Consider the following 15,704-nt stretch of genomic DNA (forward strand, 5'->3'; position numbering starts at 1 on the left):
TGGGCGGCTTTTTTCGTCAGGGCTGTCGGATCACGGCTTGGCGGCGATCTCTTCCAGGTGGGCGATGATGTCGTCCGGCTTGAGGACCAGGATGTCGCTCTCCAGCGAATCCAGCACCACTTCGGCGGTGTTGCCGATCAGTGCGCCGGACAGCCCAGTGCGTGCCACGCTGCCGATCACCGTCACCGCAGCATCAAGGTTGTGCGCCGCTCGGGGGATCAGTACGTCCGCCGGGCCTTCCTCGATGTGCAGGTGCTGGTCGTCGACGCCGAATTCGGCCTGGAACGCCTTGCACGCCTCGCGGTACTTGGCCTCGATGGTCTCGCTGAGCTGGAAGGTCGGGTCGGCCGCCGAGAGCATGGGCGAGGGATGCGCGCTGATGACGTGCAGCTTGCCATGGGCGAGGCCGGCTATGTCGTAGGCATGGCTGACGATTCCGGCGTGCAGGGTGCGGTGCTCGATGTCGTTGTTGCCCACGTCCACGGCGGCGAGGATGTTGCGTCCGGCCCAGGGCAGGCTGGTCTTCACCAGCAGCACCGGGGAAGGGCAGAAGCGCAGCAGCTTCCAGTCGTCCGGGGTGAGCAGTGCTTTTTTCAGCGGGTTGTCCGGGCTGTGCTGCTTGATCACCAGCCCGCAGCCTTCGGCCTGCTGCTCGGCGATGATGGTCTGGTGCAGGTTGTCCTTCCAGGCCTGGCGGCTGGAAGCGCTGAAGCCTTCCTGGCGCAGCACCTCGGCGACTTCCTCGAGCTTGGTGCTGTAGTCGGCGCGCCGCTCGCAGGCCAGCAGGTGCAGGTGTGACTGGGTCACGCTGGCGATCAGGCGGGCCCGTTTCAGCGCGAGACCTTCCGGCTGGTCCGGGTCCACGACTACGAGGATGCTACGGATGGCTTGCATGATCGTCTCCCTTCGTGCGCGTTGTTTATGTGGAACAACTGTAGTCGGGATATCTCGTTCATGACGTTGAGGCATATCAACGCCGGAAGCTGGTTCCGCGCGGTGGCATTCGTATAATGCTCCGCCTTTATGACACCGGCCAGCCGGTGGGTCGCGAGCTCGGAGTTTTGAACATGCTGTCTGAAATCAGGGAATTCCTCGGTTGTGCCACGCCGGATGCGTGGGTGGAAGCCGCGCTGCGGGATCAGGCGGTGATGCTGATCGACCACAAGAACAACGAGTTCAAGGCCGCCAGCACGGCCCTGGCCCTGATCGCCAAGTACAGTGCCCACGAGGAACTGGTGAACTTCATGTCGCGCCTGGCGCGCGAGGAGCTGCGCCACCACGAGCAGGTGCTGGCGATCCTGAAGAAGCGCGGCATCCCCCTGCGGCCGATCTCCGCCGGCCGCTACGCCTCCAGCCTGCGTACCGTGGTGCGCAATCACGAGCCGCAGAAGCTGGTGGATACCCTGATCGTCGGCGCCTTCATCGAGTGCCGCAGCTGCGAGCGCTTCGCCGCTCTGGTGGATCACCTGGACGCCGATCTGGCCAAGTTCTACGGCTCGCTGCTGAAATCCGAGGCGCGGCACTTCCAGGGTTACCTGAGCCTGGCGCGCCGCTATGGCGACGACGCCGACATCGACCGCCGCGTGGCGGAGATTCGCGAAGTGGAGGCTGGCCTGATCCAGTCGCCGGACAGCGAGTTCCGTTTCCACAGTGGTGTGCCGGTGGCGCAGGCGGCCTGAGCCACCCGCTGGAATGAAAAAAGCGCCCTGATGGGCGCTTTTTCTTTTGTTGCTTCTGGTGGGACTCAGTCCTTCACCTTCAGATCCAGCGCCAGGTCGCGCGCGGCCTTGGTCGCCAGTACGCCCATCAGTTGGCCTATCTCGTCCTGGCGACTGCTGGCGCTGTTCTGCCCGCCGGCCATCATCACGCTGGGCACCGGGGCCTGGGCGGCGGCTTCGGCCCAGACCTTGTTGATGGCGATCAGCGCGTCCAGTTTAGGTTGCAGCGCGCCGTCCGCCTTGATCACTGCTTCGCGGGCGTAGGCATCGGCGTCGGCGGTGATCTTGGTGGCCTGCGCCGTCACGGCAGCCTTGTCGCGCAGCAATTCAGCAGTCTGCTTCTCGATCTCGGCGCGCTGCTTCTCGCGTTCGGCGTTGATCACCGCCAGCTGCTTCTCGGTTTCCGCCTGGGTGGTGCGCTCGATCTGGTCGCGCAGGGTTTCCTGGCGCTTGGCTTCCACTTCCTTCTCGCCACGGGCGGTGACCAGCAGCTTCTCTTCCTCTTCCTTCAGGCGGTTCTGGCGTGCCACGGCCAGCTCGGCCAGTGCCTGCTGCACCTTGACCATGCGCTGCTTGTACTGCGGGTTCGGGTCGACGTTGGTGATACGCGCCTCCACCACTTCCACACCGAACTTGCGGAACTGCTGCTGTTTGCGCACCGGGATGCCCTTGGCGTCGGTGACCTTCTCGGTGACGAACTGGCTGGCGTTGTTGTCGCCGAAGCTGCCCTGTTCGGTGCCGGCCTGCAGGATGGCGGTCTGGTGTGGTACGGCGCCGCGTGGGCCGCGGACTTCCTTGCGCTTGATCAGGTACAGGCCATCGTTGAGCTGGTTCTCGAACTCCGCGGCGAATTCGCTGCGGGCGCCGGCGTAGTAATCGTCGGCGGTCATCAGCGAGGCGGTGGCCTGCAGGGTTTCCTTGATCGCCGGGACCAGTGCGGTGCGGATGAAGTTGTCCGGGTTGCGGTATTCCTGGGCCATCTTCAGGAACTGGTCGCCGCCGGGCAGGCGGAAGCGCGCCGAGGATTCGACCTTGGCGTCGACGTTGCCGAGGAAGACGATGGGGAAGGCTTCGATGGTCGCGCCCAGTCCGTCGTTGTCCGGGTTGTTGTCGTTCTCGTCCATGATCAGCACGGACTGCACGCTGATGGCTTTCTTCCAGGTGGTGGCGCGGCCGAACCACTTGGTGGCGTAGCCGACGTCGTCGACGATTTTCTCGTCGCCGAAGATGGTCCGCACGTGGGTCATGAAGCCGGCTTCGTTATAGAAGAAGACGCCGTTGAACAGGATGAAGGCGGCGGCGACCAGTGCCAGGGGCAGGGCGCCGAACTTGATGAGATTTCCCTTGCTGAACATGTTTCTTCCTTGATTGAGCAAACCGCGAATGCTGCGCAAGGCGGTCGGTGCCGGTCAAGGAGAAATGTCTGACAGTGCGGGTGGGTTAACGCCAAAAGGCCACCATTGCGGTGGCCCGGAGCTTCACAGGGTGAAGGGTGCCTGCCGCAGGCCCTGCTCGTCGGCCTCCAGAGCCCAGCCCTGGCTGTCCCAGTCGCCGAGGACAATGCGCCGCGCGGGGCGGCCGTCGATTTCCAGTTCGTGGATGGCGGGGCGGTGGGTGTGCCCGTGGATCAGGATTCGCACGCCCTTGTCGCGCATGATCTTCTCCACTTCCGCCGGGGTGACGTCGACGATCTCGCTGGCTTTCATGCGGGTCTGCGCGCGGCTTTCCTTGCGCAGTTTGCGCGCCAGCTTGTGGCGGGTGGCCAGCGGCAGGTTGCGCAGGATGAACAGCGTCAGCGGGTTGCGCAGCCAGCGGCGCAGCTTCATATAGGCCACGTCGAGGGTGCAAAGGCTGTCGCCGTGCATCAGCAGGATCTTCTCGCCATCAAGGTCTATCAGACTCGGGTCGCGCAGCAGGGTGCAGCCGGCTTCGCGGCAGAAGGCCTGGCCAATCAGGAAGTCGCGGTTGCCGTGCATCAGGAAGATGCGCGTGCCGCTGTCAGACAACTTGCGCAGGGCGCGGGCGATGGAGTGCTGGAACTCGTCCATGCCATCGTCGCCGATCCAGGCTTCGAAGAAGTCGCCGAGGATGTACAGCGCCTCGGCCATACGGGCGCGGGTGGAGAGGAAATGCAAGAACGCCCGGGTAATGTCCGGGCGTTCTGCTTCGAGATGCAGGTCCGAGATGAACAGGACGCTCATCGACTCACTCGCCGATGACTTCTGCTTTCTCGATGATCACGTCGTCGGCCGGTACGTCCTGGTGGCCGGAGCGCATGGTGGTGGCGACGGTCTTGATCTTGTTGACCACGTCCATGCCGTCCTTCACTTCACCGAACACGCAGTAGCCCCAGCCCTGCACGGTCGGCGCGCTGTGGTTGAGGAAATCGTTGTCGGCGACGTTGATGAAGAACTGCGCGCTGGCCGAGTGCGGCTCCATGGTGCGGGCCATGGCGACGGTGCCAACCTTGTTGCCGACGCCGTTGTTGGCTTCGTTCTTGATCGACTTGCGGGTGGACTTCTGCTTCATGCCCGGCTCGAAACCGCCGCCCTGAATCATGAAGTTGTTGATCACACGGTGGAAAACGGTGTTGTCGTAATGGCCGGCCTTCACGTACTCCTTGAAGTTGGCCACGGTTTCCGGCGCCTTGTCGTCGAAGAGTTCAAGGGTGATATCGCCGAAGTTGGTCTGCAGTTTGACGGTGGTAGTCATCAGGGAATTCCGCTCTTTGGAAAAATCGAAGGCCTGTCAGGGGGTTGACAGCTTCGGCTATGATAAGCGCTTTGGTTTGGCTGGCCTACCCTGGCCGAACACCAGCATGATCAAGGACACCATGAGCAAGCCTACCGCCGATACGAAAGAAGCCACTGTTGCCGCCAACTTCCTGCGTCCGATCGTTGCGGCCGACCTGGAAAGTGGCAAGCACCAGAAAATCGTCACTCGCTTCCCGCCGGAGCCCAACGGCTACCTGCATATCGGTCACGCCAAGTCCATCTGTCTGAACTTCGGCCTGGCCAAGGAGTTCGGCGGGGACTGCCACCTGCGCTTCGACGACACCAACCCGGCGAAGGAAGACCAGGAGTACATCGATGCCATCGAGGCCGATGTGAAATGGCTGGGCTTCGACTGGGCCGGGCAGGTTCGCTACGCCTCCAACTACTTCGACCAGCTGCATGACTGGGCGGTGGACCTGATCAAGGCCGGCAAGGCTTTCGTCTGCGACCTGAACGCCGAGGAAATGCGCGCCTACCGTGGTTCGCTGACCGAACCGGGCAAGAACAGCCCGTTCCGCGAGCGTTCGGTGGAAGAGAACCTGGACCTGTTCGCCCGCATGAAAGCCGGCGAGTTCCCGGACGGCGCCCGTTCGCTGCGTGCGAAGATCGACATGGCCTCGCCGAACATCAACCTGCGCGACCCGATCCTCTACCGCATCCGTCACGCTCATCACCACCAGACAGGCGACAAGTGGTGCATCTACCCCAGCTACGACTTCACCCACGGTCAGTCGGACGCCATCGAGGGTATCACCCACTCCATCTGCACCCTGGAGTTCGAGGATCACCGCCCGCTGTACGAGTGGTTCCTGGCCAACCTGCCGGTCCCGGCCCAGCCGCGCCAGTACGAATTCGCGCGCCTGAACCTCAACTACACCATCACCAGCAAGCGCAAGCTCAAGCAACTGGTCGATGAAAACCACGTGCATGGCTGGGACGACCCGCGCATGTCGACCCTCTCCGGCTACCGCCGCCGCGGCTACACCCCGGCGTCGATCCGTACCTTCTGCGACATGATCGGCGTGAACCGCGCCGGCGGCGTGGTGGACATCGGCATGCTGGAATTCGCCATCCGTGACGACCTCGATGCCAACGCCGGCCGCGCCATGTGTGTACTCAAGCCGCTGAAGGTGGTCATCACCAACTACCCGGAAGGTCAGGTCGAGAACCTCGAACTGCCGCGCCATCCGAAACAGGACATGGGCGTGCGCGTGCTGCCGTTCAGCCGCGAGATCTACATTGACGCCAGTGACTTCGAGGAAGTCCCGCCGGCCGGCTACAAGCGCCTGATCCCCGGTGGCGAAGTGCGCCTGCGCGGCAGCTACGTGATCCGCGCCGACGAAGCCATCAAGGATGCCGCCGGCAACGTCGTCGAACTGCGCTGCAGCTATGACGAGAACACCCTGGGCAAGAACCCCGAGGGCCGCAAGGTCAAGGGCGTGATCCACTGGGTGCCGGCCGCCGAGAGCGTTGAGTGCGAAGTGCGCCTGTACGACCGCCTGTTCCGTTCCGCCAATCCGGAGAAGTCGGAAGAGGGCGGCAGCTTCCTCGATAACATCAATCCGGATTCCCTGGTGGTGCTCAAGGGCTGCCGCGCCGAGCCGTCGCTGGCCAGCGCCACGGCCGAGGATCGCTTCCAGTTCGAGCGCGAGGGCTACTTCTGCGCGGATGCCCGGGACTCCAGGGCGGATGCCCTGGTCTTCAACCGCACCGTGACCCTGCGCGACTCCTGGGGGCAGTAACGGATGGCTGACTTGCAGATCTACAGCACGCTGTCCAAGACCAAGGACAGCTTCAAGCCGCTGGTGGGCAATCAGGTGCGCATGTACGTGTGCGGCATGACCGTGTACGACTTCTGCCACATCGGCCATGCTCGCGTGATGGTGGCGTTCGACGTCATCGCCCGCTGGCTGCGCCATCGCGGCTATGACCTGACCTATGTGCGCAACATCACCGACATCGACGACAAGATCATCCGTCGCGCCCAGGAGAACGGTGAATCGTTCGAAGACCTGACCGCCCGCATGATCGCCGCGATGCATGAAGACGAGGCGCGCCTGTCGGTCCTGCGTCCGGACATCGAGCCGCGCGCCACCGGCCACATCGTCGGCATGCACGAGATGATCCAGACCCTGATCGACAAGGGTTACGCCTACGCGCCGGGCAATGGCGACGTCTATTACCGGGTCGGCAAGTTCGCCGGCTACGGCAAGCTGTCGCGCAAGAAGATCGAAGACCTGCGCATCGGTGCGCGGATCGAGGTCGATGAGTCCAAGGAAGACCCGCTGGACTTCGTGCTCTGGAAGGGCGCTAAGCCGGGCGAGCCGAGCTGGGAGTCGCCCTGGGGCGCCGGGCGTCCGGGCTGGCACATCGAGTGCTCGGTGATGTCCACCTGCTGCCTGGGCGAGACCTTCGACATCCACGGCGGCGGTCCGGACCTGGTGTTTCCGCACCACGAGAACGAGATCGCCCAGAGCGAGGCGGCCACCGGCAAGCTCTATGCGGCCAGCTGGATGCATGCCGGCGCGGTGCGCGTGGACGGCGAGAAGATGTCCAAATCCCTGGGCAATTTCTTCACCATCCGCGAGGTGTTGGAGAAGTACCACCCGGAGGTCGTGCGCTTCCTGCTGGTCTCCAGCCACTACCGCAGCCCGATCAACTACTCCGAAGACAACCTGAAGGAAGCCAAGGGCGCGCTGGAGCGTTTCTACACCGCGCTGCGCGGTCTGCCACAGGTGGCTGCCGCGGGAGGCGAGGCGTTCGTCGAGCGCTTCGGCGCTGCGATGGACGACGACTTCGGTACGCCGGAAGCGGTTGCCGTGCTGTTCGAGATGGTCCGTGAGGTCAACCGCCTGCGCGAGAGCGATCCGGCGGCTGCGGCTGCACTGGCGGCACGCGTGCGTGAGTTGGGGGCTCTGCTGGGTGTTCTGCAACTGGATGCCGACGAGTTCCTCCAGGCCGGCGCAGCCGGCAAGGTCGACGCGGCGCAGGTCGAGGCGCTGATCCAGGCTCGTCTGGATGCCCGTGCGGCGAAGAACTGGGCCGAATCCGACCGCATCCGCGACGAGCTGACCGCTCTAGGCGTAGTGCTGGAAGACGGCAAGGGCGGCACTACCTGGCGTCTCGCCGAGTAACTGTCTCCTGGAAATGAAAAAGGCCGCTGATCAGCGGCCTTTTTCTTGCTCGTCGAAAACCTGTCAGGTGTGCAGGTGTTCGGCGGCGTACAGGGTGTTTTCCAGCAGGCAGGCGCGGGTCATCGGGCCGACACCGCCCGGAACAGGGGTGATCCAGCTGGCGCGCTCGGCGGCGACGTCGTATTCCACGTCGCCCACCAGCTTGCCATCTTCCTGGCGATTGATGCCCACGTCGATGACGATGGCACCTTCCTTGATCCACTCGCCCTTGACCAGACCCGGCTTGCCGGCGGCAACGACCACCAGGTCGGCGCGGCGCACGTGGTCGGCCAGGTCGCGGGTGAAGCGGTGGGTCACGGTGACGGTGCAGCCGCCCAGCAGCAGTTCCAGCGCCATGGGGCGGCCGACGATGTTCGATGCGCCCACTACCACCGCGTCCATGCCGTACAGGTCGACGCCGGTGCTTTGCAGCAGAGTCATGATGCCTTTCGGGGTGCAGGGGCGCAGCAGCGGGATGCGCTGGGCCAGGCGGCCGATGTTGAAGGGGTGGAAGCCGTCCACGTCCTTGTCCGGGCTGATGCGTTCCAGCAGCTGGGAGGCGTCGAGGTGGGCGGGGAGGGGGAGCTGGACGAGGATGCCGTCGATGGCCGGGTCGGCGTTCAGACGGTCGATCAGTGCCAGCAGCTCTTCCTGGGTGGTGCTGGCGGGGAGGTCGTACGCCTGGGAGAGGAAGCCGACCTCTTCACAGTCCTTGCGCTTGTGCGCGACATAGACCTGAGAGGCGGGGTCGCTGCCGACCAGGATCACAGCCAGGCCGGGGATGCGCAGTCCTTGCTGGCGGCGTTCATTGACGCGTTGGCCAATCTGCTGGCGGAGGCTGGCGGCGATCGCTTTGCCGTCGATCAGTTTTGCAGTCATGTCGGGGGGATAACCATTAAGGCGGGTGAAAAGAAGGCGCGCATTTTCGCATGCTGCCTCCATAAGGCAAAGGCGGGAGCCCCTGATTTGGCGTAACTCCTTTATCTCTTTGAACTTTTTTTAAAAAAGTTGTTGACGGGGTATGGCCTCATCGATAACATGCGCCCCGCTTGCCGAGCACAGCCTGAAACACGAAAGAGGCGGTGCCAACCGATTCGGTGGTTTCCACTGAGTCTGCTTAGCAAGGGTTGCAGCCACTAAAGCGCCCGTAGCTCAGCTGGATAGAGCATCCGCCTTCTAAGCGGATGGTCGCAGGTTCGAGTCCTGCCGGGTGCGCCAAGTGGCGTTCGGTACAAGCAAATGTAATATGGTGGGCGTAGCTCAGTTGGTAGAGCACAGGATTGTGGCTCCTGGTGTCGTGGGTTCGATTCCCATCGTCCACCCCATATTCCGAAGCGCCAGGCCCAGTGCCTGGCGTTTTCGTTTCTGCGGTACCCTGCGGACGTGGTGAAATTGGTAGACACGCCGGATTTAGGTTCCGGTGGCGCAAGCTGTGAGAGTTCGAGTCTCTCCGTCCGCACCATCTTCTTTCCATAAGCTCTCGCATCCGTGAATTTCCGCAGCTTCCACTCGGGGTGACTTCTGCATTTCTAGCTACTAGAATGCTTGCCCTTGATTCTGGGAGCCGGAAGGACCGGCTTACGTCTGTGCCACGAGGAATATCCATGCAAGTTTCCGTTGAAAGCACCTCCGCTCTTGAGCGCCGCATGACCGTTGGCGTGCCGGCCGAGCGTATCGAGACCGAAGTCAACAAGCGTCTGCAGCAGACCGCTCGTCGCGCCAAGGTTCCTGGCTTCCGTCCCGGCAAGGTGCCGATGAGCGTGATCCGTCAGCGCTACGAAGCCGCCGCTCGTCAGGAAGCCCTCGGTGACCTGATCCAGGAAACCTTCTACGAAGCCGTGGTCGAGCAGAAGCTGAACCCGGCCGGTGCTCCTTCCGTCGAACCGAAAGTGTTCGAGAAAGAGAAGGGCCTCGAGTACATCGCTACCTTCGAAGTCTTCCCTGAGTTCCAGGTTGCCGGTTTCGACGGCATCAAGGTCGAGCGCCTGCAGGCCGACGTGGCTGACGCCGATCTCGACAACATGCTGGAAATCCTGCGCAAGCAGAACACCCGTTTCGAAGCTGTTGATCGTGCCGCGCAGAACGACGATCAGGTGAACATCGATTTCGTCGGCAAGATCGACGGCGAAGCCTTCGCTGGCGGTTCCGCCAAGGGCACCCTGCTGGTGCTGGGCTCCGGCCGCATGATCCCGGGCTTCGAAGAGGGTCTGGTTGGCGCCAAGGCCGGTGAAGAGCGCGTTCTGAGCGTGACCTTCCCCGAGGACTACCAGAACCTGGACCTGGCCGGCAAAGCTGCCGAGTTCACCGCTACCGTCAACAGCGTCGCCGAGCCGAAGCTGCCGGAACTGAACGAAGAGTTCTTCGCTCTGTTCGGCGTGAAGGAAAGCACTCTGGAAGGCTTCCGCACCGAAGTTCGCAAGAACATGGAGCGTGAACTGCGTCAGGCCATCAAGTCCAAGGTGAAGAACCAGGTGATGGAAGGTCTGGTCGAGACCAACCCGATCGAAGTTCCGAAAGCCCTGATCGGCAACGAAGTCAATCGTCTGCGCGTCCAGGCTGTCCAGCAGTTCGGTGGCAACATCAAGCCCGACCAACTGCCGGCCGAGCTGTTCGAAGAGCAGGCCAAGCGCCGCGTCGTACTGGGTCTGATCGTTGCCGAGCTGGTCAAGCAGCACGAACTGAAGGCTGACGAAGCCCGCGTTCGCGAAATGATCGAAGAGATGGCTTCCGCCTATCAGGAGCCGGAACAGGTTGTTTCCTGGTACTACAAGAACGACCAGCAACTGAACGAAGTCCGTTCGGTTGTACTGGAAGAACAAGTTGTAGATACTGTCCTGCAGAAGGCCAATGTGACCGACAAGCAGGTATCCTACGAAGACGCGGTCAAGCCTGCAGAAGCTCCGCAAGCGGCCTGATCCAGCGCTACTTCGTTCGATCGTCACAAGCCAGCCTTCGGGCTGGCTTGTGCGTCTATAGAGACATGACTTTTTATTAGGGAGTGATCGTCGGACATGCATAATCCTTATATGCCGCAAGTTCCGAACATTCAGGCCGCTGGTGGTCTGGTGCCGATGGTGGTGGAGCAGTCCGCCCGCGGTGAGCGTTCCTACGACATCTATTCGCGCCTGCTGAAGGAGCGGATTATCTTCCTGGTCGGCCAGGTCGAGGACTACATGGCCAACCTCGTGGTTGCCCAGCTGCTGTTCCTCGAAGCCGAGAACCCGGACAAGGACATCCACCTCTACATCAACTCCCCGGGTGGTTCCGTCACCGCTGGCATGTCGATCTACGACACCATGCAGTTCATCAAGCCTGACGTGTCCACCATCTGCGTGGGCCAGGCGTGCAGCATGGGTGCCCTGCTGCTGGCTGGCGGCGCCGCTGGCAAGCGCTACTGCCTGCCGCATTCGCGCATGATGATCCACCAGCCGCTGGGCGGCTTCCAGGGCCAGGCCTCGGACATCGAGATCCACGCCAAGGAAATCCTTTTCATCAAGGAACGCCTGAACCAGGTGCTGGCACACCACACCGGTCAGCCGCTGGACGTCATTGCCCGCGATACCGACCGTGACCGCTTCATGAGTGGTGAGGAAGCCGTCAAGTACGGTCTGATCGATCAGCTCTTCACTCAGCGTCCTGCTGCCAGCTGAGTCTCTCCGCACTACCGCGGCCGGTAATCCGGCCGCTCGCGGGCTTGAAAATGCCTGCGAATGCCTTCATCTTGTCCTTCACGTATATCCCCGATTGGAACGATCGAATGACTGACACCCGCAACGGCGAGGACAACGGCAAGCTGCTGTATTGCTCCTTCTGCGGCAAGAGCCAGCACGAAGTGCGCAAGTTGATTGCCGGCCCCTCGGTCTTTATCTGCGACGAGTGCGTCGACCTGTGCAACGACATCATCCGTGAGGAGGTGCAGGAAGCACAGGCGGAGAGCAGTGCGCATAAGCTTCCGGCGCCGAAAGAGATCCGCACCATCCTCGATCAGTACGTGATCGGCCAGGAACGTGCCAAGAAAACCCTGGCGGTAGCGGTGTACAACCACTACAAGCGACTGAACCAGCGTGAGCGCAAGGACGACGTCGAACTGGGCAAGAGCAACATCCTGCTGATCGGGCCGACCGGCTCGGGCAAGACCCTGCTCGCCGAGACCCTGGCGCGTCTGCTCAATGTTCCCTTCACCATCGCCGATGCCACCACCCTCACCGAGGCTGGTTATGTGGGCGAGGATGTCGAGAACATCATCCAGAAGCTGCTGCAGAAGTGCGACTACGATGTCGAGAAGGCCCAGATGGGCATTGTCTACATCGACGAAATCGACAAGATCTCGCGCAAGTCCGACAACCCGTCGATCACTCGCGACGTGTCCGGCGAAGGCGTCCAGCAGGCTCTGCTGAAGCTGATCGAAGGCACCGTGGCTTCCGTACCGCCCCAGGGCGGCCGCAAGCACCCGCAGCAGGAATTCCTGCAGGTCGACACCCGCAACATCCTGTTCATCTGCGGAGGCGCGTTCGCTGGCCTGGAAAAGGTCATCCAGAACCGTTCTACCAAAGGCGGCATCGGCTTCAGCGCCGAGGTTCGCAGTCAGGAAGCGGGTAAGAAGGTGGGCGACGCGCTGCGCGAGGTCGAGCCGGAGGATCTGGTGAAGTTTGGCCTGATCCCCGAGTTCGTCGGTCGTTTGCCGATCATCGCGACGCTCGAAGAGCTGGACGAAGCTGCCCTGATGCAGATTCTGACCGAGCCGAAGAACGCGCTGACCAAGCAGTACGCCAAGCTCTTCGAAATGGAAGGCGTGGACCTCGAGTTCCGTCCGGACGCGCTCAAGGCCGTCGCTCGTCGCGCGCTGGAGCGCAAGACCGGCGCCCGTGGCCTGCGTTCGATCCTCGAAGGCATCCTGCTCGATACCATGTACGAGATCCCCTCGCAGAACGACGTCAGCAAGGTGGTGATCGACGAAAGCGTCATCGAGGGCTCCTCCCAGCCGCTGCTGATCTACGAGAACAGCGAGCAGCCGGCCAAGGCTGCACCTGACGCCTGAAACCAGAAGGGGCCCTAGGGCCCCTTTTTTCTTCCCATCTACCGCGCTTGTTTTTTCCCAGTCCTAACCCCATCTTAGGCCGAAGGGTCCAATCCCATCGTTTTGGCCAAGTGCCGCTGTAGAGCCGAATATCATGAAAACACTCGTCGAGTTGCCCCTGCTCCCCCTGCGTGACGTAGTGGTGTATCCGCACATGGTCATCCCGCTTTTCGTGGGACGAGAGAAATCCATCGAGGCCCTCGAGGCCGCCATGACCAGCGACAAGCAGATCCTGTTGCTGGCGCAGAAGAATCCGGCCGACGACGATCCGGGCGCCGACGGCCTGTACCGCATGGGCACCGTGGCCACTGTCCTGCAGTTGCTGAAACTGCCCGATGGCACCGTCAAGGTGCTGGTCGAGGGCGAGCAGCGCGGCCAGGTAGAGCGCTTCATCGACGAGGAAGCCTACTGCCGCGCGGAAGTTTCGATCATTGACGAGGCCTCCGTCGGCGAGCGCGAGTCCGAAGTCTTCACCCGTAGCCTGCTCAGCCAGTTCGAGCAGTATGTGCAGCTGGGCAAGAAAGTCCCGGCCGAAGTCCTGTCTTCGCTCAACAGCATCGATGAACCGGGCCGTCTTGTAGATACCATGGCCGCCCACATGGCGCTGAAGATCGAACAGAAGCAGGAAATCCTCGAGATCACCGAGCTGTCCGCCCGCGTCGAGCACGTGCTGGCCATGCTGGATGCCGAGATCGACCTGCTGCAGGTCGAGAAGCGCATTCGCGGCCGCGTGAAGAAGCAGATGGAGCGCAGCCAGCGCGAGTACTACCTCAACGAACAGATGAAGGCCATCCAGAAAGAACTGGGTGACATCGACGAAGGCCACAACGAAGTCGAGGAACTGAAGAAGCGCATTGACGCCGCCGGCCTGACCAAGGAAGCCATGGCCAAGGCCACTGCCGAGTTGAACAAGCTCAAGCAGATGTCGCCGATGTCCGCCGAGGCGACCGTGGTGCGTTCCTACATCGACTGGCTGGTGAATGTGCCGTGGAAGGCCGAGAGCAAGGTGCGCCATGACCTGGACAAGGCCGAGGACATCCTCGACGCCGATCACTACGGTCTGGAAGAGGTCAAGGAGCGCATCCTCGAGTACCTCGCCGTCCAGAAGCGCGTGAAGAAGCTCAAGGGCCCGGTGCTCTGCCTGGTCGGCCCGCCCGGCGTGGGCAAGACCTCGCTGGCCGAGTCCATCGCCCGCGCGACCAACCGCAAGTTCGTGCGCATGGCCCTGGGGGGCGTGCGTGACGAGGCCGAGATTCGCGGTCACCGTCGCACCTACATCGGTTCCATGCCCGGTCGTCTGATTCAGAAAATGACCAAGGTGGGCGTGCGCAACCCGCTGTTCCTGCTCGACGAGATCGACAAGATGGGCAGCGACATGCGCGGCGACCCCGCGTCGGCGCTGCTGGAAGTGCTCGATCCGGAGCAGAACCACAACTTCAACGACCACTACCTCGAAGTCGACTACGACCTCTCCGACGTGATGTTCCTCTGCACGGCGAACTCCATGAACATTCCGGCAGCGTTGCTGGACCGAATGGAAGTCATCCGCCTGCCGGGTTACACCGAGGACGAGAAGATCAACATCGCCTCGAAATATCTTGTACCGAAACAGACTGCGGCTAATGGCCTGAAGAAGGGCGAGGTGGTCTTCGAAGAAGCGGCTACCCGTGACATCATCCGCTATTACACCCGCGAAGCCGGTGTGCGTAGCCTTGAGCGCCAGATCGCCAAGGTCTGCCGCAAGGCGGTCAAGGACGGTGGCAAGGCCAAGCGCATCGAAGCCGTGGTGACTCCGGATTCACTGGAGAATTACCTGGGCGTGCGCAAGTTCCGCTACGGCCTGGCCGAGCAGCAGGATCAGATCGGCCAGGTGACCGGCCTCGCCTGGACCCAGGTGGGCGGCGAATTGCTGACCATCGAATCGGCCATGGTTCCGGGCAAGGGCGCACTAACCAAGACCGGCTCGCTGGGCGACGTCATGGCGGAGTCCATCACTGCCGCGCTGACCGTGGTTCGTAGTCGTTCGAAGAGCCTGGGTATCGCTCCGGACTTCCACGAGAAGCACGATATCCACATCCATGTGCCGGAAGGCGCGACGCCCAAGGACGGCCCTAGCGCGGGCATTGGCATGTGTACCGCACTGGTCTCGGCGATCACCCAGATTCCGGTCCGTGCTGACGTGGCCATGACCGGCGAGATCACCCTGCGCGGTCAGGTTCTGGCCATCGGTGGGCTGAAGGAAAAACTTCTGGCCGCGCACCGGGGTGGAATCAAGACAGTGATCATTCCCGAGGAAAACGTACGGGACCTTAGGGAAATTCCGGATAATATTAAGGCTGATCTCGTTATTAAACCGGTTAAATGGATTGACGAGGTCCTGCAAATTGCGCTGCAATACGCCCCGGAGCCCTTGCCCGATGCGGCTCCCGAGATGGTTGCAAAGGATGAGAAGCGCGAGTCTGATTCCAAGGAGCGAATCAGCACGCATTAGTTGGGGGGCTTTCTTGACACTGTTTTTGAGCCCTTGTTATAAAGCGGCACTTGCTTTGTCAGTTGGCAAACCAGCACCTGCTTTTGCTTACACCTAACACATAGAAACATACTCAACAGAAATAAGGGGACTTAGAGTGAACAAGTCGGAACTGATCGATGCTATCGCCGCATCTGCTGATATCCCGAAAGCTGTTGCCGGTCGCGCTCTGGACGCGGTGATCGAGTCCGTAACTGGCGCCCTGAAGGCTGGTGACTCCGTCGTACTGGTAGGCTTCGGCACCTTCGCTGTCAAAGAGCGCGCTGCTCGCACCGGTCGCAACCCGCAAACCGGCAAGCCGATCAAGATCGCTGCTGCTAAGATCCCGGGCTTCAAGGCCGGTAAAGCCCTCAAGGACGCTGTCAACTAAGCGTCTTTTTGGACTTGACCTGGACCGGTTCAACTTCGGTTGGGCCGGTCACGGAGCGATGA

13 protein-coding genes and 3 tRNA genes are annotated in these 15,704 nt (G+C 62.0%); 11 read left to right on the forward strand and 5 right to left on the reverse strand.

Features of this window, described 5'->3' with window-relative positions:
- Positions 1 to 30: 30 nt before the first annotated feature.
- A complete protein-coding gene (gene uspL, locus IB275_RS10690) occupies positions 31 to 894 on the reverse strand; it encodes a universal stress protein UspL (protein ID WP_192295423.1) in 864 nt (287 codons plus the stop codon).
- Positions 895 to 1,067: 173 nt separating this feature from the next.
- Here uspL and IB275_RS10695 point away from each other — a divergent pair, with 173 nt between their 5' ends.
- Positions 1,068 to 1,679, forward strand: a complete 612-nt coding sequence (locus IB275_RS10695) for a MiaE family protein (RefSeq protein WP_405307771.1) — start codon at positions 1,068 to 1,070, stop codon at positions 1,677 to 1,679.
- 65 nt (positions 1,680 to 1,744) lie between these two features.
- Here IB275_RS10695 and IB275_RS10700 read toward each other — a convergent pair whose 3' ends face one another.
- The 3 genes from IB275_RS10700 to IB275_RS10710 all read right to left on the reverse strand — a co-directional run bounded on the left by IB275_RS10700 (position 1,745) and on the right by IB275_RS10710 (position 4,430).
- Positions 1,745 to 3,073 (reverse strand): SPFH domain-containing protein, encoded by a 1,329-nt coding sequence (locus tag IB275_RS10700; protein WP_081516467.1) that lies wholly within the window; start codon positions 3,071 to 3,073, stop codon positions 1,745 to 1,747.
- Between the two features lie 123 nt (positions 3,074 to 3,196).
- Complete coding sequence (gene lpxH, locus IB275_RS10705) at positions 3,197 to 3,919, reverse strand: UDP-2,3-diacylglucosamine diphosphatase (RefSeq protein WP_192295424.1); 723 nt, start codon at positions 3,917 to 3,919, stop codon at positions 3,197 to 3,199.
- A gap of 4 nt (positions 3,920 to 3,923) precedes the next feature.
- Entirely contained in the window at positions 3,924 to 4,430 is a 507-nt protein-coding gene (locus IB275_RS10710) for a peptidylprolyl isomerase (RefSeq protein WP_192295425.1), read from the reverse strand.
- 121 nt (positions 4,431 to 4,551) lie between these two features.
- Between IB275_RS10710 and IB275_RS10715 the strand changes: the two genes are divergently transcribed.
- Both IB275_RS10715 and cysS read left to right on the forward strand, forming a co-directional pair.
- Positions 4,552 to 6,234 (forward strand): glutamine--tRNA ligase/YqeY domain fusion protein, encoded by a 1,683-nt coding sequence (locus tag IB275_RS10715; RefSeq protein ID WP_192295500.1) that lies wholly within the window; start codon positions 4,552 to 4,554, stop codon positions 6,232 to 6,234.
- A 3-nt stretch (positions 6,235 to 6,237) separates the two neighbouring features.
- Positions 6,238 to 7,626, forward strand: a complete 1,389-nt coding sequence (gene cysS / locus IB275_RS10720) for a cysteine--tRNA ligase (RefSeq protein ID WP_192295426.1) — start codon at positions 6,238 to 6,240, stop codon at positions 7,624 to 7,626.
- A 63-nt stretch (positions 7,627 to 7,689) separates the two neighbouring features.
- Here the strand turns inward: cysS and folD are convergent, their stop codons facing one another.
- Entirely contained in the window at positions 7,690 to 8,544 is an 855-nt protein-coding gene (gene folD, locus IB275_RS10725; protein ID WP_045208481.1) for a bifunctional methylenetetrahydrofolate dehydrogenase/methenyltetrahydrofolate cyclohydrolase FolD, read from the reverse strand.
- A gap of 262 nt (positions 8,545 to 8,806) precedes the next feature.
- Here folD and IB275_RS10730 point away from each other — a divergent pair.
- The 8 genes from IB275_RS10730 to hupB all read left to right on the forward strand — a co-directional run bounded on the left by IB275_RS10730 (position 8,807) and on the right by hupB (position 15,642).
- A tRNA-Arg gene (locus tag IB275_RS10730) sits at positions 8,807 to 8,883 on the forward strand.
- A gap of 31 nt (positions 8,884 to 8,914) precedes the next feature.
- Positions 8,915 to 8,990: transfer RNA gene (locus IB275_RS10735), tRNA-His, on the forward strand.
- A 52-nt stretch (positions 8,991 to 9,042) separates the two neighbouring features.
- Positions 9,043 to 9,127, forward strand: a tRNA-Leu gene (locus tag IB275_RS10740).
- Positions 9,128 to 9,269: 142 nt separating this feature from the next.
- Positions 9,270 to 10,580, forward strand: coding sequence for a trigger factor (tig, locus tag IB275_RS10745; protein WP_192295427.1), 1,311 nt, complete (start codon positions 9,270 to 9,272; stop codon positions 10,578 to 10,580).
- Between the two features lie 96 nt (positions 10,581 to 10,676).
- Positions 10,677 to 11,315, forward strand: a complete 639-nt coding sequence (gene clpP, locus IB275_RS10750; protein ID WP_138216336.1) for an ATP-dependent Clp endopeptidase proteolytic subunit ClpP — start codon at positions 10,677 to 10,679, stop codon at positions 11,313 to 11,315.
- A 107-nt stretch (positions 11,316 to 11,422) separates the two neighbouring features.
- Complete coding sequence (gene clpX / locus IB275_RS10755; RefSeq protein ID WP_138216335.1) at positions 11,423 to 12,703, forward strand: ATP-dependent Clp protease ATP-binding subunit ClpX; 1,281 nt, start codon at positions 11,423 to 11,425, stop codon at positions 12,701 to 12,703.
- A gap of 133 nt (positions 12,704 to 12,836) precedes the next feature.
- Entirely contained in the window at positions 12,837 to 15,233 is a 2,397-nt protein-coding gene (lon, locus tag IB275_RS10760; RefSeq protein ID WP_192295428.1) for an endopeptidase La, read from the forward strand.
- 136 nt (positions 15,234 to 15,369) lie between these two features.
- Positions 15,370 to 15,642, forward strand: coding sequence for a nucleoid-associated protein HU-beta (gene hupB, locus IB275_RS10765; protein WP_003087931.1), 273 nt, complete (start codon positions 15,370 to 15,372; stop codon positions 15,640 to 15,642).
- Positions 15,643 to 15,704 lie beyond the last annotated feature (62 nt).

The sequence above is a fragment of the Pseudomonas sp. PDM21 genome (genome assembly GCF_014852505.2).
In the GTDB taxonomy this organism is placed as follows: Bacteria; Pseudomonadota; Gammaproteobacteria; order Pseudomonadales; family Pseudomonadaceae; genus Pseudomonas.

What these genes read in the sequence shown, in the direction of transcription:
- clpP (WP_138216336.1), top strand. Translation starts at nt 10,677, where the DNA reads ATGCATAATCCTTATATGCCGCAAGTTCCGAACATTCAGGCCGCTGGT.
- IB275_RS10710 (WP_192295425.1), bottom strand. Translation starts at nt 4,430, where the DNA reads ATGACTACCACCGTCAAACTGCAGACCAACTTCGGCGATATCACCCTT.
- folD (WP_045208481.1), bottom strand. Translation starts at nt 8,544, where the DNA reads ATGACTGCAAAACTGATCGACGGCAAAGCGATCGCCGCCAGCCTCCGC.
- IB275_RS10715 (WP_192295500.1), top strand. Translation starts at nt 4,552, where the DNA reads ATGAGCAAGCCTACCGCCGATACGAAAGAAGCCACTGTTGCCGCCAAC.
- lon (WP_192295428.1), top strand. Translation starts at nt 12,837, where the DNA reads ATGAAAACACTCGTCGAGTTGCCCCTGCTCCCCCTGCGTGACGTAGTG.
- tig (WP_192295427.1), top strand. Translation starts at nt 9,270, where the DNA reads ATGCAAGTTTCCGTTGAAAGCACCTCCGCTCTTGAGCGCCGCATGACC.
- uspL (WP_192295423.1), bottom strand. Translation starts at nt 894, where the DNA reads ATGCAAGCCATCCGTAGCATCCTCGTAGTCGTGGACCCGGACCAGCCG.
- IB275_RS10695 (WP_405307771.1), top strand. Translation starts at nt 1,068, where the DNA reads ATGCTGTCTGAAATCAGGGAATTCCTCGGTTGTGCCACGCCGGATGCG.
- clpX (WP_138216335.1), top strand. Translation starts at nt 11,423, where the DNA reads ATGACTGACACCCGCAACGGCGAGGACAACGGCAAGCTGCTGTATTGC.
- lpxH (WP_192295424.1), bottom strand. Translation starts at nt 3,919, where the DNA reads ATGAGCGTCCTGTTCATCTCGGACCTGCATCTCGAAGCAGAACGCCCG.
- cysS (WP_192295426.1), top strand. Translation starts at nt 6,238, where the DNA reads ATGGCTGACTTGCAGATCTACAGCACGCTGTCCAAGACCAAGGACAGC.
- IB275_RS10700 (WP_081516467.1), bottom strand. Translation starts at nt 3,073, where the DNA reads ATGTTCAGCAAGGGAAATCTCATCAAGTTCGGCGCCCTGCCCCTGGCA.